General features: G+C 39.9%; 24 protein-coding genes. 15 read left to right on the top strand and 9 right to left on the bottom strand.

Annotated elements, in window-relative coordinates:
• Nucleotides 1-115: 115 nt before the first annotated feature.
• From AC106S_RS13070 to ileS, 8 genes are all read right to left on the bottom strand, one after another.
• A complete protein-coding gene (locus tag AC106S_RS13070) occupies nucleotides 116-640 on the bottom strand; it encodes a hypothetical protein (RefSeq protein WP_482439682.1) in 525 nt (174 codons plus the stop codon).
• A gap of 6 nt (nucleotides 641-646) precedes the next feature.
• On the bottom strand, nucleotides 647-1,816 hold the full coding sequence (locus tag AC106S_RS13065; RefSeq protein WP_482439681.1) for a hypothetical protein: 1,170 nt from the start codon (nucleotides 1,814-1,816) through the stop codon (nucleotides 647-649).
• 31 nt (nucleotides 1,817-1,847) lie between these two features.
• The gene (locus tag AC106S_RS13060) at nucleotides 1,848-2,492 is read right to left on the bottom strand and encodes a SanA/YdcF family protein (RefSeq protein WP_482439679.1); all 645 of its coding nucleotides are present in this window, start codon (nucleotides 2,490-2,492) and stop codon (nucleotides 1,848-1,850) included.
• A 12-nt stretch (nucleotides 2,493-2,504) separates the two neighbouring features.
• Complete coding sequence (locus tag AC106S_RS13055; RefSeq protein WP_482439678.1) at nucleotides 2,505-3,143, bottom strand: lipoprotein signal peptidase; 639 nt, start codon at nucleotides 3,141-3,143, stop codon at nucleotides 2,505-2,507.
• A complete protein-coding gene (locus AC106S_RS13050) occupies nucleotides 3,143-3,334 on the bottom strand; it encodes a DUF2683 family protein (protein ID WP_482439676.1) in 192 nt (63 codons plus the stop codon). The genes AC106S_RS13055 and AC106S_RS13050 overlap by 1 nt, the downstream gene beginning before the upstream one ends.
• 16 nt (nucleotides 3,335-3,350) lie before the next feature.
• Entirely contained in the window at nucleotides 3,351-3,596 is a 246-nt protein-coding gene (locus AC106S_RS13045; RefSeq protein ID WP_482439674.1) for a DUF6576 domain-containing protein, read from the bottom strand.
• A gap of 79 nt (nucleotides 3,597-3,675) precedes the next feature.
• Complete coding sequence (locus tag AC106S_RS13040; RefSeq protein ID WP_002983772.1) at nucleotides 3,676-4,056, bottom strand: TraR/DksA family transcriptional regulator; 381 nt, start codon at nucleotides 4,054-4,056, stop codon at nucleotides 3,676-3,678.
• A 59-nt stretch (nucleotides 4,057-4,115) separates the two neighbouring features.
• Nucleotides 4,116-7,505 carry an isoleucine--tRNA ligase gene (ileS, locus tag AC106S_RS13035; protein ID WP_482439672.1) on the bottom strand — a complete coding sequence of 1,130 codons (3,390 nt, stop codon included), beginning with the start codon at nucleotides 7,503-7,505 and terminating at the stop codon, nucleotides 4,116-4,118.
• A 478-nt stretch (nucleotides 7,506-7,983) separates the two neighbouring features.
• Between ileS and AC106S_RS13030 the strand changes: the two genes are divergently transcribed.
• The 6 genes from AC106S_RS13030 to AC106S_RS13005 all read left to right on the top strand — a co-directional run bounded on the left by AC106S_RS13030 (nucleotide 7,984) and on the right by AC106S_RS13005 (nucleotide 13,156).
• Nucleotides 7,984-9,651, top strand: coding sequence for a M23 family metallopeptidase (locus AC106S_RS13030; RefSeq protein ID WP_482439670.1), 1,668 nt, complete (start codon nucleotides 7,984-7,986; stop codon nucleotides 9,649-9,651).
• A 148-nt stretch (nucleotides 9,652-9,799) separates the two neighbouring features.
• Nucleotides 9,800-11,092 (top strand): flexirubin biosynthesis putative acyl-CoA ligase FlxY, encoded by a 1,293-nt coding sequence (gene flxY / locus AC106S_RS13025; protein WP_482439669.1) that lies wholly within the window; start codon nucleotides 9,800-9,802, stop codon nucleotides 11,090-11,092.
• Between the two features lie 23 nt (nucleotides 11,093-11,115).
• Complete coding sequence (locus AC106S_RS13020) at nucleotides 11,116-11,715, top strand: hypothetical protein (protein WP_482439668.1); 600 nt, start codon at nucleotides 11,116-11,118, stop codon at nucleotides 11,713-11,715.
• A gap of 71 nt (nucleotides 11,716-11,786) precedes the next feature.
• Nucleotides 11,787-12,056: a hypothetical protein gene (locus AC106S_RS13015; protein ID WP_482439666.1), complete on the top strand. Its 270-nt coding sequence runs from the start codon at nucleotides 11,787-11,789 to the stop codon at nucleotides 12,054-12,056.
• A 15-nt stretch (nucleotides 12,057-12,071) separates the two neighbouring features.
• A complete protein-coding gene (locus tag AC106S_RS13010; RefSeq protein WP_482439664.1) occupies nucleotides 12,072-12,392 on the top strand; it encodes a hypothetical protein in 321 nt (106 codons plus the stop codon).
• Nucleotides 12,393-12,550: 158 nt separating this feature from the next.
• Complete coding sequence (locus AC106S_RS13005) at nucleotides 12,551-13,156, top strand: hypothetical protein (protein ID WP_482439662.1); 606 nt, start codon at nucleotides 12,551-12,553, stop codon at nucleotides 13,154-13,156.
• Between the two features lie 30 nt (nucleotides 13,157-13,186).
• On the opposite strand, the gene AC106S_RS13000 is transcribed toward AC106S_RS13005, so the two are convergent.
• Nucleotides 13,187-14,443 carry an NAD(P)/FAD-dependent oxidoreductase gene (locus AC106S_RS13000; protein WP_482439660.1) on the bottom strand — a complete coding sequence of 419 codons (1,257 nt, stop codon included), beginning with the start codon at nucleotides 14,441-14,443 and terminating at the stop codon, nucleotides 13,187-13,189.
• Nucleotides 14,444-14,541: 98 nt separating this feature from the next.
• Between AC106S_RS13000 and flxA the strand changes: the two genes are divergently transcribed.
• The 9 genes from flxA (at nucleotide 14,542) to AC106S_RS12955 (ending at nucleotide 24,404) form a co-directional block, all read left to right on the top strand.
• Nucleotides 14,542-16,062 carry a flexirubin biosynthesis tyrosine ammonia-lyase FlxA gene (gene flxA / locus AC106S_RS12995; RefSeq protein WP_482439658.1) on the top strand — a complete coding sequence of 507 codons (1,521 nt, stop codon included), beginning with the start codon at nucleotides 14,542-14,544 and terminating at the stop codon, nucleotides 16,060-16,062.
• Nucleotides 16,063-16,139: 77 nt separating this feature from the next.
• Entirely contained in the window at nucleotides 16,140-16,871 is a 732-nt protein-coding gene (flxB, locus tag AC106S_RS12990; protein WP_482439656.1) for a flexirubin biosynthesis SDR family reductase FlxB, read from the top strand.
• Nucleotides 16,872-16,975: 104 nt separating this feature from the next.
• Entirely contained in the window at nucleotides 16,976-18,196 is a 1,221-nt protein-coding gene (locus AC106S_RS12985; RefSeq protein WP_482439654.1) for a beta-ketoacyl-[acyl-carrier-protein] synthase family protein, read from the top strand.
• Nucleotides 18,197-18,200: 4 nt separating this feature from the next.
• A complete protein-coding gene (locus AC106S_RS12980; RefSeq protein WP_482439652.1) occupies nucleotides 18,201-18,455 on the top strand; it encodes an acyl carrier protein in 255 nt (84 codons plus the stop codon).
• Nucleotides 18,456-18,556: 101 nt separating this feature from the next.
• On the top strand, nucleotides 18,557-19,441 hold the full coding sequence (locus AC106S_RS12975) for an LpxL/LpxP family acyltransferase (RefSeq protein WP_482439650.1): 885 nt from the start codon (nucleotides 18,557-18,559) through the stop codon (nucleotides 19,439-19,441).
• A gap of 135 nt (nucleotides 19,442-19,576) precedes the next feature.
• On the top strand, nucleotides 19,577-21,112 hold the full coding sequence (locus tag AC106S_RS12970) for a phytoene desaturase family protein (protein WP_482439649.1): 1,536 nt from the start codon (nucleotides 19,577-19,579) through the stop codon (nucleotides 21,110-21,112).
• The gene (locus tag AC106S_RS12965; RefSeq protein WP_482439648.1) at nucleotides 21,099-22,781 is read left to right on the top strand and encodes a C45 family autoproteolytic acyltransferase/hydrolase; all 1,683 of its coding nucleotides are present in this window, start codon (nucleotides 21,099-21,101) and stop codon (nucleotides 22,779-22,781) included. Before AC106S_RS12970 ends, AC106S_RS12965 begins: the two co-directional genes overlap by 14 nt.
• Nucleotides 22,778-23,143: a hypothetical protein gene (locus AC106S_RS12960; RefSeq protein ID WP_482439645.1), complete on the top strand. Its 366-nt coding sequence runs from the start codon at nucleotides 22,778-22,780 to the stop codon at nucleotides 23,141-23,143. Before AC106S_RS12965 ends, AC106S_RS12960 begins: the two co-directional genes overlap by 4 nt.
• A gap of 7 nt (nucleotides 23,144-23,150) precedes the next feature.
• Nucleotides 23,151-24,404, top strand: a complete 1,254-nt coding sequence (locus tag AC106S_RS12955; protein WP_482439644.1) for an alpha/beta hydrolase — start codon at nucleotides 23,151-23,153, stop codon at nucleotides 24,402-24,404.
• Nucleotides 24,405-24,669 lie beyond the last annotated feature (265 nt).

Genomic DNA, 24,669 nt, shown 5'->3' with positions numbered 1-24,669 from the left:
TTTCAACTGCCTTGAATCAGGTATTTTTATCCCAAGCTGAAGTTAAGCCGGCTTAATGGTTTAAAATGATTCCGGATATAAGCGCAGCATTCAAATGCAAAGGCAGAATTCATTATTAATTTTTTCTCAGGATGATTGAGGTCTTATTGAACATGCTTTCTCCGTCACTGTCTTTAGGCTTTATTTTATAGTCGAAAGTATATTTGCCATCTTTTTCAATAGGAATACGGGTAATTTCCTGTTCAAATTCCCAGGAGGCCTTCACAGATTTTTCTTCACTGATTTCAGTGCTGTCCGTTGGAGATTCCTGTCTGTCTTCTTTCTCTTCTTCCTGTACCGAATAATCGGAATTGATCCTCTTTTCCGAACCTGAAAACATCGGCAGGGTGGCATTGCTCACCGTATTTCCGTCAAGGCTGAGGTTATAGATGAGGTCGAAAGAAGGAACGATCCCGTTGGTGATAAAGGAAGCATCCAGTTTCCCCCAGACCACAAGTACATCGCCTTTTTTCAGATCCAGATGATCTTCCGTATTGACTAATTTAGGATCTGCCGGATTTTCACCGGATATTTTCTCTCCCACAGGACTGCAGGAGAACAGCATCAGAGAACATAATAAGAAAACAGATATAGGTTTCATGGTGAATTAGATTTTTAGATGTTTACTGAAGTAATCGTTCATAAGGGCAATAATGTCGTTGCCGTCCTTATTGGTCATACTGATCAGGTAAAACTGACCCTTACCGGTCTTTATTGAGCTGATGATGAAATATTCGGGAGGACCGCTGTAAGTATAGGTTTCCGAGTCTTCTGCCCTTACAAGAATACTGTTGCTGCTGATTCTTTTGATGAATTTAAGCTGGTCATCATACCTGTATTTTTTTCTAAAATATCCGTCAGTAAGGCGGTTTTCAAAAGGAAGTTCCTCAAAAGTTCCTGAAAAATCAGAGTCAGCAATTAATTTTGTCTGGTCTATTCCTTTCTGGCTGTGGTTCTGATCACGATAGAGGTATAGGTCCAGATGGGGCATTTCAATATTGGCGCTGTCATTGTCTTTCAGGAAATATTTCAGCTCTTTCTGAAGGGATGTGTAATAACGGTCATAGCTTTTCAGCTCAATCGCCGAAAGTCCGGGCTTTATTTTTTCCCAGCTCAGGCTTTCAGGAGATGCTTCTTTATCAAAAGCAAGCAGGTTTCTCGCTTTCTTATAAGCTGAAAACAATGAAGCGTACTGAAGTTTTTCATCATTATACTTTGGGGTTTCTGCGGTATAGAGGTAGTATCTTTTTGTGGCGGTATCATACTGCCTGTAATAGAGTTTTTTATGGCCGAAAGAATCAATGAAGATCAGGGTATTTTTATCTTCCAGCAGAATTTTTTCCGCGGGATTGAATTTTTTAATCTCCGAAACCGGGTAAATATCAGGATTATCTGAGGTCCCGACCATAAGTACCTCCCCGGAATCTTCATCGGAAAAATTATTCCTGATACTGATTCCTGATGGTAACAGTGATTCATCCTCAACCTGGGAAAGGTGCTCCGGATCCTCAAGAATAATGTTGGGGCTTGAAAAAGAATATTCTTTAAGATAATTGCCTAACGGAAGCATTAAGTCTACGGACGATGCAGAGTCGATGTCGAAGGTAAGTTTCTCCAGGTATACCGGTTTCTGATCTTCCGCTTTCCGGACGGAATCAATGGAGGATTGGGGGATTCCCAAAAGCATATCGGTATATCCCGTGTCTTTATCTTTTCCTCCGCAGGAAAGAAGAAGCAGGAAGGAAGTTACAAAAAGTCCAAAATAAGATTTTTTCATAGCATGGTTATAGATCTTAAAAATACTAAAATCATTTTATTTCAATCCTGTCTCCTCCAAATTTTGGTTCAACTCCTAAAATAAGATCCCAATATACTTTGGCTTTCGCTAAATATTCCCGCAGATTGGTCTTTAAACCTGCATATCTGTTTACATCGGGCGCATTATACCCAAAGGCTTCCATTCCGTTTTTGCGGGCTAAAAAAACCGCCCTTTCATTATGGAACTTCTGTGAAACGATGACTAATTGGGTCTGTCCGAAGATTTCCTTTGCCCTGATCACCGAATCCAGGGTACGGAAACCTGCATGATCCATATATATTTTGTCCTGCGGAACTCCGTTCTGTATCAGTGCATACTGCATATCTTCCGGTTCATTATAGTCTTTGGTACCGTTGTCTCCGCTTACGATGATGTACCGGATTCTGCCGCTTTTGTAAAGGTCTGCGGCAGCCTGAATGCGGTTGTAGAAATAAGCGTTCGGCATTCCGTTGCTCAGGGTTTTTCCGGTGCCCAGAAGGAGAGCGGTTTTTGTCTTTGGAACATCTGCAATCCTGTATGATACAAATTCACGGCTTTCCTGTCTGATGCTGTAATTGGCCCAGGCTGTAAAAATAATTCCTGCCACAAGAAGAAGCAGGAAAATTTTAAACATATTTTTGATTGTTGTTTTCATCAGGAATTCCTTTTAAAATTCAAGACCGTTAGGGAAAGCTTTTTTTCTGAATATTAATAACAAAGCTGCTCCTATGGTAATCGCTGAATCGGCAACGTTGAAAATGTATTTGAAGAACTCAATATGCTTTCCTCCGATTAAGGGAACACTTTCAGGAACATTCCAGTCTACCAGCGGGAAGTGAAGCATATCTACCACACATCCTTTCATGAAGGCAGAATAGCCGTTGCCGAAAGGAACGAATTTGGAAACGCCACCGTATCCTATCCACCGGTCGATGCTTGGGTCGTAAACCGTTCCGCTGTCGAAGATCAGTCCATAGAACATTCCGTCGATAATATTTCCGATGGCTCCGGCAAAAATAATGGCCATAGGTATTAAAAGATAATTGGAAGCTCCTTCTTTCAGCCATTTTTTGAACATGTATACCATTCCTCCGATCAGGAAAAGCCTCAGGATAACCAGGAAATATTTTCCGATGATCCCTCCGAAATGAAGACCGTAAGCCATTCCCGGATTTTCTACGAAAGTAAGTTTAAAGCCAGGTAAGACAGAAATACTGTCATCCAGATTGAAATGCGTTTTAATGTAAATTTTTGAAGCCTGGTCAATTAATAACACCAGAAATGTTATCGCTAAGATCTTTTTCATTACTGTCCTTTAGGTTTTGGCGGTTTTGAATCTTTTACATTTTTATGATCGCTCGCTTTTTTTATTACTTTCTGTCCGTTGAACGAACTTTTAACATGAGCCTTTTCAAATTTGATATTCATCTCCTTTAAAACACTTTTCAGTGCGCTAAGCTCCATAGGGTTTTTAGGATGTACAATGATAGATTCCATTTTCTTATTTTAATTTTTACATTTTAGAGAGCTCGTCAAGCCTTTTCCGGTCTTTGGCAGAGAGGTCATTGATTCCGTTTTTGCCCATTTTGCTTAAAAGCCTGTCGATCTCCTTCTCCCTGTCGCGTTTGTCGGAATTAAACCGGTCATCAATGGTGTAGTTTCTGTGCTGAACCGGAAAGAACTTATTTCTGATCCATTCCCTGTTGAAGAACAGCAGGGCTGCGGCTACGATAATGACTAGAATAATAACTTCGCTCATGGGTATATATTAAAAATCAGGTTTATAAAGTATCCTTGAATACCATATAAACCCAATATTATTTTACAAACCTTACGGCTTATTTCTGCATATTTTTCGCTTCAATGCTCAGCGTAGCGTGAGGAACGGCCAGAAGTCTTTCCTTTGGAATTAATTTTCCTGTTACCCTGCACACACCGTATGTTTTGTTTTCGATTCTGATTAACGCATTCTTAAGATCACGCACGAATTTTTCCTGTCTTCCTGCCAAAATAGAATTCTGTTCTTTGCTCAGCGTTTCCGCTCCTTCTTCAAAAGCTTTGAAAGTAGGAGAAGTATCATCAGTACCGTTATTCTGGTCATTGATGAAGCTTTCTCTGATCAGCTGAAGATCTTTTTCAGCTTTTTCTATTTTTTCTTTAATGATCGCTTTAAATTCCTGTAAATCAGCATCGCTGTATCTAACTCTTTCGTCTGACATATTCTTTTCTCTTTTTTAATAAAATTATGAAATGGAATTTGAAATACAATAACTACCTGTTAATTTTTTTCGACATTTATCTTAAAATTAACCTCATCTATTTCGATTTCGTTAAAATTTGAAAGTGAAGATACAATTTCTATTTTACTTGACAAGACCTCAGATGAAATATATTCCTCATTTTTCTTAATATCTTCAATAAAAGGTGAGTGTTCTTCAATGAAGATATGGATTCGGTCTGTCAGCTCAAAATCTTTATCTTTTCGCAGGTTCTGGATTCTGTTGATGAATTCCCTTGCGATTCCTTCAGATTTCAACTCATCGGTTAACGTCAAATCTAATGCCACAGTGATTTTTCCATCGGAAGTAACCGTCCATCCCGGGATGTCTTTTGTTGAAATTTCTACGTCATCAGGCGTAATTTCATATCCCTGAATATCAATTTTTCCTTCTTTTTCAAGAGTGGAAATCTGTTCTGCACTAAAGTTGGTGATCTCTCCGCCTACCGTTTTCATGTCTTTGCCCAGTTTAGGACCCAGCGCCTTGAAATTCGGTTTTATCTGTTTTACAATTAAATGGGATGCTTCTTCAGCATTAATCAACTGTAACTCTTTAACGTTGACTTCCTGCTTGATCAGGTCTGCCACCGCCAGGATCTGCTCTTCCGTTTTCTTATCCAGAACAGGGATCAGAACCCGCTGGAGCGGCTGTCTTACCTTCAGGCTTTCCGCACGTCTGATAGACAGTACCAGGCTTGTGATAGTCTGAGCCAGGTGTGTTTTTTCAACCAGGTCTTCATCGATTAAGCTTTCGTCAGCAACCGGGAAGTCCGTTAAGTGAACAGATTCACAGTTTTCTTTTCCGGTTACCTTATTTAAGTCCTGATACAGCTGATCCATAAAGAACGGAGCAATAGGAGCGGATAATTTGGCCACTACCTCAAGGCAGGTATATAAAGTCTGGTAAGCAGAGATCTTGTCATCAGAATAATCTCCTTTCCAGAAGCGTCTTCTGCACAGTCTTACATACCAGTTACTTAAATTATCGTTAACAAATGTATTGATGGCTCTCGCTACTCTTGTAGGTTCGTAATCTTCGTAGAATGCTTTTACTTCTTTAATCAAAAGATTCAGCTCGGAAAGGATCCAACGGTCGATTTCCGGACGGTTTTCCACTTCTTTTTCCGAATAGTTGAAGCCGTCAACATTCGCGTATAAAGCAAAGAATGAATACGTATTGTAAAGGGTCCCGAAGAATTTTCTTCTTACCTCATCAATTCCTTCGATATCAAACTTCAGGTTTTCCCACGGGTTGGCATTGGAGATCATGTACCATCTTGTAGCATCCGGACCGTATACGGAAAGGGTTTCAAACGGATCTACCGCGTTTCCTAAACGTTTTGACATTTTCTGCCCATTCTTATCCAGAACAAGGCCGTTACTCATTACGTTTTTATAAGCAACAGAATCAAAAACAGCCGTTCCGATCGCATGAAGCGTATAGAACCATCCACGGGTCTGGTCAACTCCCTCTGCGATAAAATCAGCAGGGAACGCCTTACGTCCGTCGATCATTTCTTTATTTTCAAACGGATAGTGAAGCTGCGCATACGGCATGGATCCTGAATCGAACCATACGTCGATCAGATCACTTTCACGTTTCATCGCTTTTCCTGATTCCGATACTAAAACTACTTTGTCTACCACATTTTTATGCAGATCAACCAAAGCATAATTCTGTTCAGACATATTTCCGATCACAAAACCTTTGAACGGGTTCTCCTTCATAAAGCCTGCTGCAATGGATTTTTCGATCTCATTGTACAGTTCTTCCACGGATCCGATGATCTTTTCTTCTTTCAGATCGTCTGTTCTCCAGATCGGCAACGGAATTCCCCAATATCTTGAACGGGATAAATTCCAGTCGTTTACATTCTCCAGCCAGTTGGCAAAACGTCCTTCACCGGTAGCTTTCGGTTTCCAGTTGATCTCTTTGTTCAGGTTTACCAGTCTGTCTTTTACAGCCGTCATTTTCACAAACCAAGAATCCAGCGGATAATACAATACCGGCTTATCTGTTCTCCAGCAGTGCGGATAGGAATGGACATATTTTTCTACTTTGAAAGCCTTGTTCTCTGTCTTCAGAAGGATCGCAAGTTCTACGTCCCATGATTTTTCAGGAGCAGTACCTTCATCGTAATATTCGTTCTTGATATACTTCCCTGAAAATACTTCAGGAACATTTTCCCCTATGATGAATTTACCCTGAAGATCCACAAGCGGAACCAGGTTGTCATTTTCATCTTTTACCAGCATCGGAGGAATTCCTGCATCTTTCGCTACTCTGGCATCATCCGCACCAAAGGTAGGCGCGATGTGAACGATACCTGTACCGTCTTCAGTCGTTACGAAATCACCTAAGATCACTCTGAAAGCATTTTCAGGCGTATCATTCGGCGTAAACCAGGGGATCAGCTGCTCGTACTGTGTTCCTGCGAGTTTTTCCCCTGTAAATTCCTTAAGAACTTTAAACGGAATTACTTTGCTTTCCGGAGTATAGTTGGTAAAATCCTCATTGGTTCCTTCGGCATATTTTTTACCGAAAACCTTTGGAAGAAGAACTCTTGATAAAACAATCGTTATCGGTTCAAAAGTATATTGGTTGAAGGTTTTTACTAAAACATATTCAATATCTCTTCCTACGGCAAGGGCTGTATTGGAAGGAAGCGTCCATGGGGTTGTCGTCCATGCCAGAACATGTACATCACCGTCTACCTCACTGAATAATTCGGAAGATTCTTTTTTAGCTTTGAACTGGGCCACAACCGTAGTGTCAGAAACATCACGGTACGTTCCCGGCTGGTTCAGCTCATGGGAAGAAAGCCCTGTTCCCGCTTTCGGTGAATAAGGCTGGATGGTATATCCTTTATACAGTAATTCTTTGTCGTATAACTGCTTCAACAGCCACCATACGGTTTCCATATACTTGGATTTGTAGGTGATATACGGATCCTCAAGGTCTACCCAATACCCGATTTTCTCGGTAAGGTCGTTCCAGACATCCGTATAACGCATGACCGCTTCACGGCACGCCCTGTTGTAGTCTTCAATAGAGATCTTTTTGCCAATATCTTCTTTGGTAATTCCTAATTCCTTTTCTACGCCCAGCTCCACAGGAAGTCCATGTGTATCCCAGCCCGCTTTACGGAAAACCTGTTTCCCGTTCTGCGTCTGGAAACGACAGAAAATATCCTTTAATGCTCTGGCCATTACGTGGTGAATTCCGGGCATACCGTTTGCTGAAGGCGGACCTTCATAAAAAACAAACTCGGGATTGCCCTCGCGAATCTCAACACTTTTACTGAACGTTTTATTCTGTTTCCAAAATTCCGCTACATTGTCGGCTACGTCAATAAGGTTGAGGTTTTTGTATTCTTTAAATTGGCTCATTGTAAATATCTCAATATCGTTGATTAATTAAGTCTGCAAATTTAGTGAATTTTGTCGGTTTATAAGATATGTTTTCAGCAGGTAATTTCTATTAAAAAGTTCAATCTCAGAAATATAAACGCAGAGAATGGCAAAAAGTGAATGATGAATGGTGTATGATTGGGTTTTAATGCTGTTAATCACAAGTCGCCTGGAGCTCTTTTATTCAATGGAAGCAGGCTTTATTAGCCCGCTGGAAAAATAAAAAAAACATTGGCTTTGGCCAAAACCCAATCCCCGCAGCTGGTACAGATCCTTTACATACAGCATATTATTTAATTGGGAATTTTTATTTATACGAAATCATCTGCTCATGTGCGAGATAAATAAAAGTCTGCTTGGTTTGCGGCAATAAAATAGCATGATCATTGCTTGAATACCCGTATATTTAATGTAGACCTAAAAAACCAAATGCCGTATGAAAATCTTTTCCAAACTAATGTTTATTATTTGTTTGATTATTACCGTTATCACACAAGCTCAGAATCATTATCCCCAAAACTTTTTCAGGAATCCGCTGAATATTCCCATGCAGCTTGCCGCCAATTTTGGTGCAGTCCGTACCAATCATTTTCACATGGGGCTGGATCTGAGAACGAACAGTCAGGAAAATTTATCAGTGGTTGCCGCTGCGGATGGCTATGTAAGCAGGATCAAAGTGGAACGTTACGGCTTCGGAAACGCAGTGTACATTACCCATCCGAATGGATATACGACAGTATATGCTCATTTAAATAAATATTTCGATAAGCTGGATGAATTCGTTAAAGAAAGACAGTATAAAGACGAAACGTGGGAACAGGATATTACTTTCCAGCCGGGGCAGTTTCCTGTCAAGAAAGGACAACTGATTGCTTTGAGCGGAAATACAGGAGGTTCGGCAGGTCCGCATCTTCACTTTGAAATACGGGATACCAAAACAGAAGAATGCCTGAATCCTTTACTCTTTGGATTTAATATTCCGGATCATGTAGCTCCGATAATTAGCGGACTGTACTGGTACGACAGACGCTTCAGTACCTATGAACCGGGAGCTAATGGAGTGGCGGTTAAAAAATCAGGAAATAATTATACTACTGATGTGATAAAGGTTAATTCACCAATGATAAGTCTGGGAATCAAAGCCGTAGATAAAGCCAATCAGGGTTTTAATCTTGGGATTTACCAGGCAGAACTGCTGATGGACGGAAAGCTGATCTATGGTTTTTCTATCGACAAAGTAAGCTATGATGATACCCGTTACCTGAATGGCTGTATAGATTACACTAAATTCATCAGGGATAAAACAGCAATACAGCATCTGTCTTCCCTTCCGGGTATGAAGCTTCAGAATTACAGTTCTCCCGATTTATCGGGGATCATCAGTCTTCAGGATGAAGAAATCCACCATATTGAAATTATCCTGAAGGATGTGAATGGAAATACAGGTCGTTTGACAACAAAAGTTCAGTTAAGTAAAGTTAATGACAAAGTTTCTTCCACAGATAAGACTGTGATGCCGGGTCAGGAAAAAACAATCACATCAGAAAATGCAGAACTCCGGTTGGGGAAAAATGAGATTTATGATGCTGTAAACTTCAGAATCTCTGAAAAACAGGATGCCGGAGCCAATTCAGTTTCCAATGCTATTGTTTTACATAATCCATATATTCCGGTTCATGATGATTATACCCTGAAAATAAAACCGAATCGAAAACTAAACGGGGAAGATAAAGAGAAAGTGATCATCCTTTTGGATTATGGAAGCGATACAAAAGCTGTAAAAGGAAACTGGACCGGAGACTGGGCAGAAGGTCGGTTTAACAGACTGGGTACCGCAAAACTTGTTCTGGATAACAGCCTGCCTTCAGTTTCTCCCGGCTGGAAGGATGGCGTGTTAATTAGCGGCGGATCTTTGAGGCTAAAAGGAAGTACAAAAGTTGGAGACATTGTTTCATTCCGTGCGGAACTGGATGGGAAGTGGCTTAGATTTGCCCGGGTAAAGAACGATTTTGTATATGTTTTTGATGACCAATGCCCTAAAGGTTCCGGATTGCATACATTAAAAGTGACAACAGCCAACACAGCCGGAAATACCAATACGCAAACCTTTACTTTTCAGAGATAATACAGGACAAAGAACCTTTTTATTATCGGATTTTTATGGAATAAATGGCAGCCGGCAAGGCCATCTGAGGATTGACAGTTGAAAATCGTAGGCTCATTTTACCGGAATACATTCTACAATTTAATAAATTTGTCCAAAATTAAAATCATTGGACTTTCATCCGGCTATCGAGAAATCAGACATTCAGGAAATAAAAAAGTTCCAGGAGCAAAAGCTTCGGGAGCTTATCACCTATCTTGAAACCCATTCCCCTTTTTATCAGAAACTGTTCAGGGAACACCACATCAATCCTGCGGAGATCCGGACACTGGAAGATCTTCAGAAAATCCCGACAACTTCCAAAAATGATCTTCAGCAGCATAACGATGATTTTTTCTGTATTCCACAGACCCAAATTGTTGATTACAGCACCACATCAGGAACTTTAGGAGATCCGGTAACTTTTGGACTGTCTGACAGCGATCTTGAAAGGCTTGCCTACAATGAAGCTATTTCCTTTGCCTGTGCAGGAATTCAGAAAGGGGATGTTGTCCAGATGATTACCACCATTGATAAACGCTTCATGGCAGGACTGGCCTATTTTTTAGGTCTGAGAAAAATGGGAGCCAGCGTAGTGAGAATGGGTCCGGGTATTCCTGAGCTGCAGTGGGATTCTATTTTCAGGTACAAACCTAAGTATCTGATTACGGTTCCTTCATTCCTGCTGAAAATGATTGATTATGCCGAAAAACACGGACTCGATTATAAGAATTCCAGCGTATACGGCGCGGTTTGTATAGGAGAAAGCATCAAGAATCAGGACTTTACAGATAATATACTTTCGCAGAAGATTAAAGAAAAATGGGATATTAAGCTGTTTTCTACCTATGCTTCAACTGAAATGAGTACGGCTTTTACTGAATGTGAATTTCAGATCGGCGGGCATCATCATCCGGAACTTATTATCACAGAGATTTTAGATGATCATGAAGAACCGGTAAAAGAGGGTGAAGATGGAGAATTAACCATTACCACGTTAGGCGTAGAAGCCATTCCTTTGCTCAGATTCAGGACCGGAGATATTGTGAAAGCACATTATGAGCCTTGTAAATGCGGAAGAAATACCATGAGGCTGGGCCCGGTTGTTGGAAGAAAACAGCAGATGATCAAATACAAAGGAACAACACTGTATCCGCCTGCAATGAATGATATTTTAAACGATTTCAATACTATTTTATGCTACCAGATCGTTATTCAGTCTAATGAGATCGGGCTGGATGAAATCATTATCAGACTGAGTACAGAAAGTGATCATGAAAATTTTGTGAATGAAGTAAGAGATCATTTCCGTGCAAAACTGAGGGTAAGTCCTAAAATTGAAGTGATTGATTTTGAAATCCTGTCTAAAACCGTTTTTCATCCCAACAGCAGAAAACCGGTAACATTTATAGATTTAAGATAAACTGATAACCATTCCAGATAACCATGAAAAGAATTTTTTTATTATTCCTGCTTGTCCTTTCAGCAGGGTTGACAGCCCAGAGAATAAAAGTAATTTCCGGAGACTATAACTTTTTAAAAGGTGAAAAGTTCTTAAAAGTAGTATTCAGATTTGAAGGAGTAACCTTCGACAGAAAAAAAATTACTGAAGATGAATTCATCACCAAAAGAATGAATGAAATTGAAAAATCCAAAGGAAAAGAAGAGTCTGAGAAATGGAGAGCAGACTGGGAACTGACCAAAACACAAACTTTTCCTGAGAAGTTTGTATTATCGTGGAATAAAAATACAAAGATTGAAGCTTCAACCCATTTCGAAAAAACCAGATATACCCTCATTGTTGAACCCAAATGGATCCACTTGGGAGCATTCATGCCTCTTGCAAGTGATCCTTCATTACTTACCAGTACAATGACATTTGTGGAAACAGATAATCCTGATCATGTTCTGATGGTGGTGGAAGGAATAAAAGCAACCGGAGATAACGGTTTCGGAATACCCAATCATAACGACAGAATAGCAGAGTGCTATGCGAAGACTGGTAAAATGCTGGCCCTGAAGGTTGAGCATTATACGAAAAAATAAAAACAGGATTCCGTTGAAGTGGATTTTGATTTATATTTACACTACTGAAAAAACTATAAAATTGTATAACTATGAAAAAATTATTGTCATTAATGCTTGTTCTGGCAGTGTCTGTTGCTGCAATGGCACAAAAAATAAAAATCCAGAGCGGAGACCTTAAATTCCTGAAAGGTGTTGAAACCGTTAATGTTGTTTTTGACTACTCCGACATGAAACTGCTAAAAGAAAACTATACAGAAGCAGAATATATTCCCAAAAGAATGGAAGAGCTGAACAAAAAAACAGCAGGTTCCGGTGACATTTGGAAAAAACAGTGGGAAAGAAGCAAAGAAGAACTCTGAAATCCTAAATTTATCGTGATATTCAACAAAGTTCTTTCCAAAGAAAACATCAATACCACGCTGAAAGAAAATACAAAAAGTCCGTATACCCTGATGGTAAAAGTGAAATGGGTTTATCCGGGCTGGGATGCGGGAATCGTAAAACAGCCTGCAAAAGTAACAACACAACTTACTTTTGTGGACAGCACTACAAAAAAAGTAATGTGCGATATAGAAAGTACAGAAGCACCGGGAGACCAGTGGGGAAGTAATTTCAACAACGAAACAAGAGTGGGAGAAGGCTTTGCCAAAACAGGAAAAACACTCGCTCAGAAAATTGAGAAAGAAGTGAAATAATCATAATAAAGACTGCTGACGGCGGTCTTTTTTTATCTGTTTTCAGTAGGAATACCAGAAAACTCCCCGGATTGGAAATAAATATAAAATTTAGCATTTCCAAACCACGGCTTTTCCTCTATATTTACAGCTTTAAAATTTAAAAATCATCAATAACCATGAAGAGATTACTATTGCTATTATTTATTGCACTTACCGCTACATTTTCTGCCCAGAATAAAATAAATTTTGAATGGGGAAATTTCGATTTTTTAAAAGATCAGACTGAAGTAAACGTCGAACTGAAATTCAGTGATGCTGTTTTTCAGGAAAAGAATCTTTCAGAAGCAGAATATCTTGATAACAGAAAGGCAGATATTACCGCTAAAAAAGGAGAAGCTGTCTGGGGAAACTGGATCTCCCAATGGGAAGGGTTTAAAACATCAGGATATTTAGATTATTTTTTGAAAGGTCTTAACGGGAAATCAAAGAAAATAACATTCAAAAGTGATGCTAAAACAAAATACACCCTGATTATTGATGCAAAATGGGTTTATGCAGGATGGTACGGCGGATTTATCGGCTCTCAGGAAGGAAAGCTGACATCAGAAATGACCTTTGTAGAAACAGATAATCCTTCAAAAGCCGTGATGAAATTATATGGGGATAAAATTCTCGGAAAAAAACTGAATAATGAATTTTCCTGGGAATACGGACGGATTGCTGCGGCTTATGAAAGCACCGGAAAGATGCTGGCAAAAAACATCAATCAGGAGATAAAATAAAAAAAACGGTCTGAATTTCAGACCGTTTTTTTATGATGGTTCCTGCTGCTGTTCCTTTTCAAGTTTGATGAGGTTGGCAAGATTCTTTATTACCGTATCATGTTTTTTTACAAAAGGATTGTCTTTGTTCCAGACATATCCGGCCAGTACGGCGCATATTTTTTTCTTCACATCCGGATTTTCAGGCTGATGGAAAAATAATTCCTGAAGATTTCCCGTATACCATTCCTTTACATAAGTCGTAAACACATCTACTCCGTATAAAATATAATCAGTGTATTCTGTCTGCCAGTCGATTTTTTCTCCGTTAAGCTGTCTCAACGCCAGTTTTGCCGCAAGCATTCCGGATTCTGTGGCAAAAGCCATTCCCGATGAAAAGACAGGGTCAAGGAATTCCGAAGCATTTCCGGTAAGGGCAAATCCGTCACCATATAATTTTTTCACAGAACATGAATAATCTTTCAGGTGTCTCGGCTCAAAAAGAAATTCCACATCACCGAAACGTCTGATATAATAGTCCGACAGAGAAATTGCCTTTCTGAGTGCTTCTGCGGTATCTCCGTTTTCAGATAGCTTTTCAATATATTCCGTGGGTCCCACAATTCCCAGGCTGGTATTGCCGTTGGAAAAAGGGATTACCCAAAGCCATACTTCAGTTTCTATAATGTCGAAAGAGATCAGTGTTCCTTCTTCCCCTTCTTCCCGGTTGATGTCTTTTACGTGTGAGAAAATAGCAGAATGTGGAGAAAGTTTTGATGGTTTTTCAAGGTCCAGCAGGCGCGGAAGTACCCGGCCGTATCCGCTGGAATCAATTACAAACTTAGCATGTATTTCTTTAGTCTCTCCGTCCTTTGTTCTTACGGTGGTTACAGAATCTGTTCCGTTGAACTCAATTCCTGTTACTTCCGTTTCAAATTCCAGATCAACTCCTTTATTGATTACTTCCTGGGCCAAAGTATTATCAAAATCAGCTCTGGGAACCTGCCAGGTCCAGTCCCAGCCTTCCCCGAACTTATTGCTGAAATCAAAAATGCAGACCTCGTTGCCACGAAGGAAACGCGCCCCTAATTTTTTCTCGAAACCCATTTTGTCCAGAGCAGGAAAGAGCCCGGCTTCATCAAAATGATCCATTACCCTCGGTATCAGACTTTCGCCCACCACCAGTCTGGGGAATTTTGTTTTTTCGACAACTTTTACGCTGACATTGTTCTTCTTTAAGTATGAAGAAGATACGCATCCGGAAGGTCCAGCACCGATTACGAGAACATCAACAAATTCTTTGCTCATCTTTGATTTTTTATTTTAATAATAACTTTTATCTTTGCCGCAAAATTAGTGACAAATAATTAATATTTTACAAAATTATCAACTATTACTTTTAATTGATGAAAATAAATAACTTTTTACAACTGAAGGATTTTCAAAAGATCATTATTGAAAACAAAAAAATAGAACTGGACGGAGAACTTTTAGACAGAGTGGAGACGAGTTTTCAGTTTTTAAAGGAATTTTCAAAGAATAAAGTAATATATGGTGTGAATACAGGTTTTGGGCCAATGGCACAGTTCAAGATCAGTGATGAGGATACCCACCAGCTTCAGTATAACCTGATCAGAAGCCACTCTTCAGGAATCGGAAATCCTTTACCTGCTCAGGAAGTAAAAGCCTGTATGCTGGCAAGGCTGAATACCCTTTCACTTGGAAATTCGGGAGTACATCAATCCGTTGTACATCTGCTTGCAGAACTCATCAACAGGGATATTACACCGCTGATCTTTGAACACGGAGGAGTGGGAGCCAGCGGAGACCTTGTACAGCTTGCCCATTTGGCCTTAGTTCTTATTGGAGAAGGGGAGGTTTTTTATAAAGGGGAAAGAAAACTTACCAAAGAAGTTTTTGAAGCTGAAGGTCTTGAACCGATAAAAGTAGAAATCCGTGAAGGTCTTGCTTTAATGAACGGGACTTCCGTGATGTCGGGAATCGGTATTGTGAATGCCTATAAAGCCAATCAGTTAACGGAAATATCAATCAGACTTTCCTGTGCCATCAATGAAATTGTACAGGCTTATGACGATCACCTTTCTGAAGCGCTGAACGGAACCAAAAAACATTACGGTCAGCAAAAAGTAGCTGAAAGAATGAGAACCCATCTTGCAGACAGTAAGCTGATCAGAAAAAGAGAAGATCACCTTTACACGCATTTTGAAGAGCAGGAGAAAGTATTTAAAGAAAAAGTACAGGAATATTATTCATTGAGATGCGTTCCGCAGATCCTGGGACCGGTTCTGGATACATTGGAATATACCGAAAATGTTCTTGAAAATGAGATCAATTCAGCAAATGATAACCCGATCATCAATGTAGAGACCCAGCATGTATATCACGGAGGAAATTTCCACGGAGATTACATTTCTCTGGAAATGGACAAATTGAAGATTGTAGTCACCAAGCTTACAATGCTCGCAGAAAGGCAGTTGAACTACCTTTTGAATGCAAAGATCAACGAAATTTTGCCTCCTTTTGTAAATTTAGGTAAATTAGGCTTCAATTTCGGGATGCAGGGCGTTCAGTTTACGGCAACATCTACCACGGCAGAAAGCCAGATGCTGTCGAATTCCATGTATGTACACAGTATTCCTAATAATAATGACAATCAGGATATTGTGAGCATGGGAACCAATGCTGCTGTGATCTGCAGAAAAGTAATCGAGAATGCATTTGAGGTATTGGCTATTGAAGTGATTACGATCATTCAGGCTATTGAATATCTTGGATTCCAGGATAAGGTTTCGTCTTCTACCAAAGAACTTTATGACGAAATCAGAAAGATTATTCCGGCATTCTCCAGCGATATGGTGATGTATCCGTATCTGGAGGACGTAAAAAAATATTTAAAGGCAATGTAACTGTTCATCAGATTAAATTGTCAGTAAACTAAGGATTAAAAATTAACTTAAAAAAACTAAAACTAAACAGCTAACACATGAAATGTGCAATCGTAACAGGCGGCTCCCGGGGTATCGGCAGGGCAGTCTGTCTGAAACTGGCAGAAGAAAAGAATTACCATATACTGATTAACTATGCTTCCAATGAAGCAGCAGCAAACGAAACATTAGCAAAGGTACAGGAGATGGGTGCTACGGGAGAAATTCTTAAATTCGATGTAGCGGATGCCGCAGAAACCCGGAATGTTCTTACCACATGGCAGGATAATAATCCCGATGCTTTGGTAGAGGTAATTGTAAACAATGCCGGAATCACCAGAGACGGATTATTTATGTGGATGCAGCAAGACGACTGGACCAGCGTTATCAATACCAGCCTGAACGGATTCTTCAATGTAACCAATTTCTTTATTCAGAAACTGCTCCGCAACAAATACGGACGAATCATCAATATGGTTTCGGTTTCAGGAGTAAAAGGAACGGCTGGACAAACCAACTATTCCGCTGCAAAAGGAGCTTTGGTTGGAGCAACAAAAGCACTTGCCCAGGAAGTTGCCAAGAGAAATATCACCGTAAATGCGGTAGCTCCGGGATTCATCAGAACAGATATGACCCAGGATTTCAACGAAGAGGAGCTTAAAGCAATGATTCCAGCCAACAGATTTGGTGAAGCGGAAGAAGTTGCAGACCTGGTTGCCTTTCTGGCTTCAGGAAAAGCTTCTTATATTACAGGGGAAGTGGTGAATATTAACGGTGGAATTTACTCATAGAATAATGTAACAGGATAACAAGGTACCAGTACACTGTTGATTGATCTCAATGAAAATATTGTGACATTGCTATACTGATACATTGTTAAATTCAATATAAATAAATGGAAAATAGGGTTGTAATTACCGGGATGGGAATTTATTCTTGCATCGGGACCTCTTTGGAAGAAGTCAGAGAATCCCTATATCAAGGAAAATCCGGTATCGCTTTAGTGCAGGAGAGAAAAGAATTCGGCTTCAGATCAGGCCTTACAGGGGTGGTTCCGAAACCGGATCTGAAAAATCTCCTCAACAGACGCCAGCGTATAAGCATGGGCGAAGAAAGCGAATATGCTTACCTGGCTACCACAGACGCATTAAAACAGGCAGGGATAGATCAGGAATTTCTGGATGCCCATGAGGTGGGGATCCTGTACGGAAACGACAGTGTTTCTCAGGCAGTTGTAGAATCCATAGACATTGCAAGAGAAAAGAAAGATACTACATTGATGGGGTCCGGTGCGATCTTCAAATCAATGAATTCTACCGTAACGATGAATCTTTCAACGATATTCAGGCTGAAAGGAATTAATCTTACCATCAGTGCAGCCTGTGCCAGCGGATCGCATTCCCTGGGACTGGCCTATATGATGATCAAAAACGGTTTCCAGGATATGATCATTTGCGGTGGAGCACAGGAAACCAATAAATATTCAATGGCCAGTTTTGATGGATTAGGGGTGTTTTCGGTAAGAGAAGATGAGCCTGCAAAGGCTTCAAGACCTTTCGATTCAGGCAGAGACGGCCTTATTCCGAGTGGTGGGGCAGCTTCCCTCGTGGTGGAAAGCCTGGAATCTGCACAGAGAAGAGGAGCTCCGATTATTGCAGAGATCATAGGATACGGATTCTCCTCCAATGGAGGACATATTTCCACACCGAACGTAGACGGTCCTGCTTTGGCTATGGACAGAGCTTTAAAGCAATCCGGACTGAAACCTGAAGACATCGATTATATCAATGCGCATGCTACATCCACTCCGATTGGTGATGCCAATGAAGCAAAGGCTATTTTTGAGATCTTTGGAAGTGAAGTTCCGGTAAGTTCTACCAAATCGATGACCGGTCATGAGTGCTGGATGGCCGGCGCAAGTGAGGTGATCTACTCAATTCTGATGATGCAGAACAGTTTTGTGGCACCGAATATCAATCTGGAAAACCCTGATAATGAGGCTCAAAAGATAAATTTAGTCCCAAAAACGAAAAATCAAAAAATTGATGTATTTTTGTCGAATTCTTTCGGATTTGGGGGAACCAACTCCGCATTAATTGTAAAAAAATTTAATTAAAAACATGGAAAGGGAAAAAATTGTTGCCATCGTTAATGATTTCTTAGTAAACGAATTCGAAGTGGATGGTGATGAGATCAGCAATGATGCCAACCTTAAAACCACACTGGGATTAGACAGTCTGGATTATATCGATATGGTGGTAGTGATTGAATCTAATTTCGGGGTGAAATTAGGAGAAGCAGACTTTAAGAAAATGGTCACGTTTGACGATTTCTATACAACGATTGAACATAAGATCGCAGAGAAAAACGCTTAGCTATCGACTGAATTAAAAAATGTACCAATGTAATAATGTAGCGTTGTATCAATGAAAAATATTGTTACATGGGCATATGATTACATTGGTAAACTTTATATATGAACAAGTGGAAAGGTAAATCTAAAGGAACCATCACAGGATACAAAATATTCGTCTGGTGTATTAGAAATATCGGAGTACGGAGTTCTTATGCTGTTCTTTATTTCGTAGCTTCCTATTATTTTCTGTTTCTGAACAGAAGCAACCGCTATATCTTTTATTATTTCCGGAAAAGACTGAACTATGGCTACTGGAAAGCCAAAGTTTCAGTATTTAAAAGCTATTTCACCTTTGGAAAAGTACTGATTGACAAAACCGCTATTTCGGCAGGACTGCGGGAAAAATATACCTATGAATTTGACGGTATTGAGAATCTCAGAAACCTTCTCGCCCAGAAAAAAGGTGGCGTTCTCATCAGTGCCCACATCGGAAATTTTGAAATTGCCGAACATTTCTTTGCCGACATCGATTTCGACTGCCAGATCAATCTGGTAACCACAGATCAGGAAGTAACCGTCATTAAAGAATACCTTGAAAGTGTTGCCGTAAAAAAAAGCAACATTAAATTCATCTACGTAAAAGAAGATATGTCGCATATTTTCGACATCAATAAAGCTTTATCAGACAATGAACTGATCTGTTTTACAGGAGACCGTTATTTCGAAGGGTCCAAATACCTGGAGGCCGATCTGCTGGGGAAAAGTGCGAAATTTCCGGCCGGACCTTTCCTGATCGCTTCACGGCTTGGAGTACCTGTGGTATACGTATATGTGATGAAAGAAAACAATCTGCATTACCATCTGTATGCAAGAGTGGCTCAGAATATTAAAAACCGTGATTCCCAGGGACTTCTTAATTCCTATGTACACAATCTTGAATCGATGATTAAAAAATATCCGCTTCAATGGTTCAATTATTTCGATTTTTGGGATGATATTGATTAATTTTTCTAATTTTATCCCTGAAAACTAAATAACGGACTCAAATCATTTGGAAAGCGGGATGATAAGAAAAAATCAACATTTAAAGAATCCCTTACTTTCCGGATTTTTAATTAAAAACACTCAATTTTTCTCCTTTTGAAAAAAGAATACGACATACTTGTGATCGGCAGCGGATTGGGAGGTCTTGTTTCGGCTCTTATTTTGGCGAAAGAAGGTCTGAAAGTATGCGTTCTGGAGAAAAACAACCAATACGGAGGAAATCTGCAGACCTTTTCCAGAGACAAGCTGATCTTTGATACCGGAGTTCACTATCTGGGTGGTCTTTCAGAAGGGCAGAACCTCCATCAGTTTTTCTCTTACCTTGAGATCATGGATGAACTGGAACTCCATCAAATGGATGAAGACGGTTATGATAAAATAAGTTTCGGGGATGAAAATATTGAATATCCGCATGCCCAGGGATACAACAATTTTATCGAACAGCTCACAGCGTATTTTCCGGATGAAAAAGAAAACCTGGAAAATTACTGCGAAGAAATTCAATATGTCTGCGGGCAGTTTCCAAGATATCATGTTGTTGGAAAAGACAGTTACAACGAAGAGATCCTGCACCTCAATACCAAAAGATTTATAGAATCCGTTACCCAAAATAAAAAACTGCAGTCCGTATTACTGGGATCCAATTTCCTGTATGCCGGAGACTCGGAAAATATACCGTTTTATGTACACGCGCTCACTGTAAACTCTTACATCCAGAGTGCTTACAAATGTGTAAAAGGAGGAAGCCAGATCTCAAAACTGCTGATCAGGAAACTTCGGCAGTATGGGGCAGAAGTTCATAAACATTCCGAGGTTTCCGAATTTATTTTCAATGAAAATGATGCATTAGTTTCCGTAAAAACAATTAATGGAAAAGAATACACTGCAAAAAAGTTTATTTCCAATATAGAAATCCGTTCAGCAATAAAGCTTATCGGGGAAGAAAGGCTGAAAAAGTCGTTTTTGAACAGGGTGTTAAGCTGGAAGCCTGTTTCTTCATGTTTCAGTGTATATCTGGTTTTAAAACCGCAGTCGGTTCCGAATTTCAATTACAATCTGTACCACTATCAATCCGAAGAACAGGTATGGAATGCTTATAAATACCATAAAAAAAGCTGGCCTGAAACCTATATGCTTTCTTCCACTCCTTCAAAACATCACCCTGAATATGCAGAAAGCCTTACAGCGATCTCCTATATGGATTTTGAAGAAGTGAAAATATGGGAAAAGACAGTCAGTACTGTTGCCAATGAACATGATCGGGGAGAATCTTATGAAAGGTTCAAGCTGAAAAAGGCGGAGAAGATGATCGAAGCTCTGGAAAAGAAACTTCCGGGACTCAGGCATGCTGTTAAAAGGGTCTATACTTCCTCACCGCTCTCTTACCGGGATTATATCGGCAGCTTTGAAGGAAATATGTACGGATACATGAAAAGTTCGGATAATCCTTTAAAAACAATGGTTTCACCGAGAACGAAGATCGACAATCTTTTCCTTACCGGGCAGTCTGTCAATATGCACGGAATTCTCGGGGTAACGATCGGCGCATTCAATACCTGTGCGGAAATCCTCGGAAAAGAGCATATTGATGCCCGCCTGACTCAAATGATCAAGAATAATGAAAAACTATAACAGGCTGTTTGCCGGATGCCGGGGAGCTTATTGTATCCTTCTTATTACCCTTGTTTCCTGTGGGGTTTCAAAATCTGTCCGTCATATTCCGGATATCAGCCCATATACGCTGGAAACGCCAAAGGTGAATAAGATCAATGATTCTACATTCAGTTTCAACAGCAATTATCTGACGAAAAATAAACAGCAGCTGTGGGAATTGTATATCAAAGGAAATCCTCTTCAGCTTGGCTATAACAATGGTGCGCTCACCCGGGATCTGATGCAGCACCAGGAAGAGATTTTCTTTTCTAAAGTCGAGGGATTTGTACCGTCAAAATTCAGACAGAAGCTGCTGCGCGGATTCCTGAAATGGTACAACAGAAAAATGTACCTCAATGTGAGAGAAGATTATCAGGCAGAATTATACGGTTTATCCCGATATTCATCAGATAAATACAACTTTATCGCTCCGAAATACCTGAGAAGCCTCTATCTTCACGGAGCCCACGACATTGGCCACGCTTTACAGGACCTGGCTATGGTTGGCTGTTCTTCGCTGGCCGTATGGAATGAAAATACAGAAGACGGAGACCTTCTCATCGGCCGGAATTTTGATTTCTATGTAGGAGAGGATTTTGCTAAAAACAAGCTGATAGAATTTGTAGAACCGGAAAACGGAATTCCGTACATGTCAGTAAGCTGGCCGGGAATGACAGGCGTTGTTTCAGGGATGAATAAAGAAGGAATCACCGTAACGATCAATGCCGGGAAATCTAAAATTCCACTCACTGCCAAAACTCCGATTTCCTTCGTGACCAGGGAAATCCTTCAGTATGCGAAAAATATTGATGAAGCCATCACCATCGCTAAAAAAAGAAAAGTATTCGTCTCAGAATCTATCCTGGTGGGAAGTGCCCATGATAAAAATGCAGTGATTATTGAAGTTTCACCTAAAAACTTCGGTGTGTATAAAGTACAGAATACCAGTCAGCTTGTTTGTACCAACCATTTCCAGTCTGATGCTTATAAAGACGATAAAAGAAATCAGAAACATATCGCAGAAAGCCATTCGGAATACCGGTATGAAAAACTTCAGGAGCTTTTACAGGAAAATAAAAAACTGAATCCTGAAAAGATGGCAGCTATTTTAAGAGACCGTTCAGGGCTGAAACATGAAAAAATAGGATACGGAAATGAAAAAGCGCTGAATCAGCTGCTGGCTCATCATGCCGTTATATTTTCCCCTGAGAAAAAGCTGGTGTGGGTTTCTTCCAGCCCTTACCAGCTGGGCGAATTTGTCTGTTACGATCTTAATGAAATTTTTTCAGGTAAAAACATGGCAGAAAGTCTGAAAGCAAAGACAGCATTGAATATCGCCAGAGATCCGTTCGCAGATTCTGAAGACTTTGAGAAGTACGAAGTGTATAAGCTGATGAGCACCGAGGTGAATAATGCCGCCGACAGTGAACATATCATGCTTACAGAAGATTTCATTCCTCATTATGAATCGCTGAATCCTGATTTCTGGCTAACATATTACCAGGCAGGAAAGTATTATTTTAATAAAAAAGAATATTCAAAAGCCGCAACAGCTTTTGAAACAGCCCTTACAAAAGAGATTACTACCGTCCCCGACCGGAAAAATGTAGAAAAATATCTGAAGAAAACACTAAAAAAACTAAAATGATTCCGAAACATATCAAGCTGCTTTTCAGTATCCCTTTTGTGATCATCATCATTTATACCTTATATCTGTTGAACGTATACAGCTCAATTCCGGAAATCATTCCTATTCACGGCTATGGAGGAAAGAATGACGGTTTTGGAAGCAAACTGTTTCTTTTTGCTCCCATTCTGCTGAATCTGGCTATCCTTCTGTTTATCTGGCAGATCATCAGCAGACCGGATAAAATTAAATTTACTTTTGAAATCAAGGAAGAAGATCGTGGGAAGCTATATCATACTACTCAGTTGGTTCTGGTGATTCTCGCAGTTTTTGTGACCGTTGTGATGAGTCCGTTATCGTTTTCAGATGTTGTTTATAAATAAAATTACCATGAAAAATTTTTTCACTTTATTATTGATTCTAATATCCTTAGTCTCATTTGCCCAGGACAGGAAAGAGCTGGGAAATACTTTTATCAAAACTCTTTTGGTGGATAAAAATGTTGAAAAGGCGCATTCTTCTTTCGATGCCTCCATAGCAGGACAGGTGCCGGCAGCTGAACTTACAAATGTTGTGGACAAGGTTCTGAACCAATTGGGAGCATTTAAAAATGTAATTGAAATCAATCAGGAAAATGATAAATACTACTATTATTCAGAATTTCAGAAATCAAAACTGGATATCCTGATCACTTTTAATGAGCAGAATAAGATTGTTGGTTTTCTTCTGGTTCCTCATAAGATTTTTGATAAGGCGGATGATAAAACGGCTTTAAAAATCAAAAGCGGTGATATTGAATTAAAAGGAACATTGCTGCTTCCCGAGCAGAATCCAAAGAAGGAATTAGTTGTTTTTGTTCATGGGTCGGGACCCCAGGACAGGGATGAGAGCATTGGGGAAAATAAACCTTTTAAAGATATTGCCGAAGCGCTTTTCAAAAACGGAATAGCCTCGTACCGGTATGATAAACGCACATATTCCGATCCGGAAACCTTCGGCGGGCAGTCTACGGCAGCGGATGAAACCATCAATGATGCGGTAAATGCGGTAAATTATTTTAAAAACAACGGGGACTACAAAGATTACCGGATTACAGTACTGGGGCACAGTCTTGGTGCTTATCTGATGCCGAAGATTGCAGAGAAGGTTAAGGCTTCAAAATATATTTTTATGGCCGGAAATGCGAGACCTATGCAGGATCTGATCATTGACCAGTACGAGTATATTCATAAAGTTAATCCTGCCGGACTACCGGAAGAAGAAGTCGCGAAAATGAAAAAGCAGGTTGCATTCCTGAATTCGGGAAAATTCACTCCGGATACACCTTCATCTGAGCTTCCTTTGGGACTTTCTTCAGCTTACTGGAAATATCTGCAGGCCTATAAACCGCTGGATGAGGTGAAAGCTATACAGTCGCCGATGTTCTTTGCGCAGGGAGGCAGAGACTACCAGGTTACAGAAAAAGATTTCAGCCTTTGGAAAAATACTCTTAAAAATAACAAAACAGCGGTATTCAAATGGTATCCGGCACTAAGTCACCTGTTCATCAAAGGTTCCGGTACGCCTTCCCCGAAAGATTATGGAATCAAAGGAAATGTGGATCAGGAATTTTTAAATGATCTTATTCAGTTTGTTTTAAAATAAATTGAATATGAGTTTTTTAACAGGTTACTGATAGTTTGCTGATACGTTACTAACAAGTTATCCACAATTGAAAAATGGAAGATTGATGCCATATCAATCTTCGGTAATAACCTCATTAAGTTTGACCTGCTCACTTAATGAGGTTATTTTTTAGAGCAGCAAGGTGAGTATGGAACGGCATATTCTTTCCGTCATTAATGCACTCATAAAATGATTCGTGTATCAGTGGCAAAAAAGATTTCCACATAAGATGCTATCAATTTTT

The sequence above is a fragment of the Chryseobacterium sp. FR054 genome (assembly GCF_056844565.1).
The sequence above is the reverse complement of the archived record's forward strand: the minus strand, read 5'-3'. Positions and strand labels throughout refer to the sequence as shown.

Excerpts from the sequence above, each read along its gene's own strand:
- AC106S_RS13070 (WP_482439682.1), bottom strand. The coding sequence starts at position 640 with ATGAAACCTATATCTGTTTTCTTATTATGTTCTCTGATGCTGTTCTCC.
- AC106S_RS13065 (WP_482439681.1), bottom strand. The coding sequence starts at position 1,816 with ATGAAAAAATCTTATTTTGGACTTTTTGTAACTTCCTTCCTGCTTCTT.
- AC106S_RS13060 (WP_482439679.1), bottom strand. The coding sequence starts at position 2,492 with ATGAAAACAACAATCAAAAATATGTTTAAAATTTTCCTGCTTCTTCTT.
- AC106S_RS13055 (WP_482439678.1), bottom strand. The coding sequence starts at position 3,143 with ATGAAAAAGATCTTAGCGATAACATTTCTGGTGTTATTAATTGACCAG.
- AC106S_RS13050 (WP_482439676.1), bottom strand. The coding sequence starts at position 3,334 with ATGGAATCTATCATTGTACATCCTAAAAACCCTATGGAGCTTAGCGCA.
- AC106S_RS13045 (WP_482439674.1), bottom strand. The coding sequence starts at position 3,596 with ATGAGCGAAGTTATTATTCTAGTCATTATCGTAGCCGCAGCCCTGCTG.
- AC106S_RS13040 (WP_002983772.1), bottom strand. The coding sequence starts at position 4,056 with ATGTCAGACGAAAGAGTTAGATACAGCGATGCTGATTTACAGGAATTT.
- ileS (WP_482439672.1), bottom strand. The coding sequence starts at position 7,505 with ATGAGCCAATTTAAAGAATACAAAAACCTCAACCTTATTGACGTAGCC.
- AC106S_RS13030 (WP_482439670.1), top strand. The coding sequence starts at position 7,984 with ATGTTTATTATTTGTTTGATTATTACCGTTATCACACAAGCTCAGAAT.
- AC106S_RS13020 (WP_482439668.1), top strand. The coding sequence starts at position 11,116 with ATGAAAAGAATTTTTTTATTATTCCTGCTTGTCCTTTCAGCAGGGTTG.
- AC106S_RS13015 (WP_482439666.1), top strand. The coding sequence starts at position 11,787 with ATGAAAAAATTATTGTCATTAATGCTTGTTCTGGCAGTGTCTGTTGCT.
- AC106S_RS13005 (WP_482439662.1), top strand. The coding sequence starts at position 12,551 with ATGAAGAGATTACTATTGCTATTATTTATTGCACTTACCGCTACATTT.
- AC106S_RS13000 (WP_482439660.1), bottom strand. The coding sequence starts at position 14,443 with ATGAGCAAAGAATTTGTTGATGTTCTCGTAATCGGTGCTGGACCTTCC.
- flxA (WP_482439658.1), top strand. The coding sequence starts at position 14,542 with ATGAAAATAAATAACTTTTTACAACTGAAGGATTTTCAAAAGATCATT.
- flxB (WP_482439656.1), top strand. The coding sequence starts at position 16,140 with ATGAAATGTGCAATCGTAACAGGCGGCTCCCGGGGTATCGGCAGGGCA.
- AC106S_RS12985 (WP_482439654.1), top strand. The coding sequence starts at position 16,976 with ATGGAAAATAGGGTTGTAATTACCGGGATGGGAATTTATTCTTGCATC.
- AC106S_RS12980 (WP_482439652.1), top strand. The coding sequence starts at position 18,201 with ATGGAAAGGGAAAAAATTGTTGCCATCGTTAATGATTTCTTAGTAAAC.
- AC106S_RS12975 (WP_482439650.1), top strand. The coding sequence starts at position 18,557 with ATGAACAAGTGGAAAGGTAAATCTAAAGGAACCATCACAGGATACAAA.
- AC106S_RS12965 (WP_482439648.1), top strand. The coding sequence starts at position 21,099 with ATGAAAAACTATAACAGGCTGTTTGCCGGATGCCGGGGAGCTTATTGT.
- AC106S_RS12960 (WP_482439645.1), top strand. The coding sequence starts at position 22,778 with ATGATTCCGAAACATATCAAGCTGCTTTTCAGTATCCCTTTTGTGATC.
- AC106S_RS12955 (WP_482439644.1), top strand. The coding sequence starts at position 23,151 with ATGAAAAATTTTTTCACTTTATTATTGATTCTAATATCCTTAGTCTCA.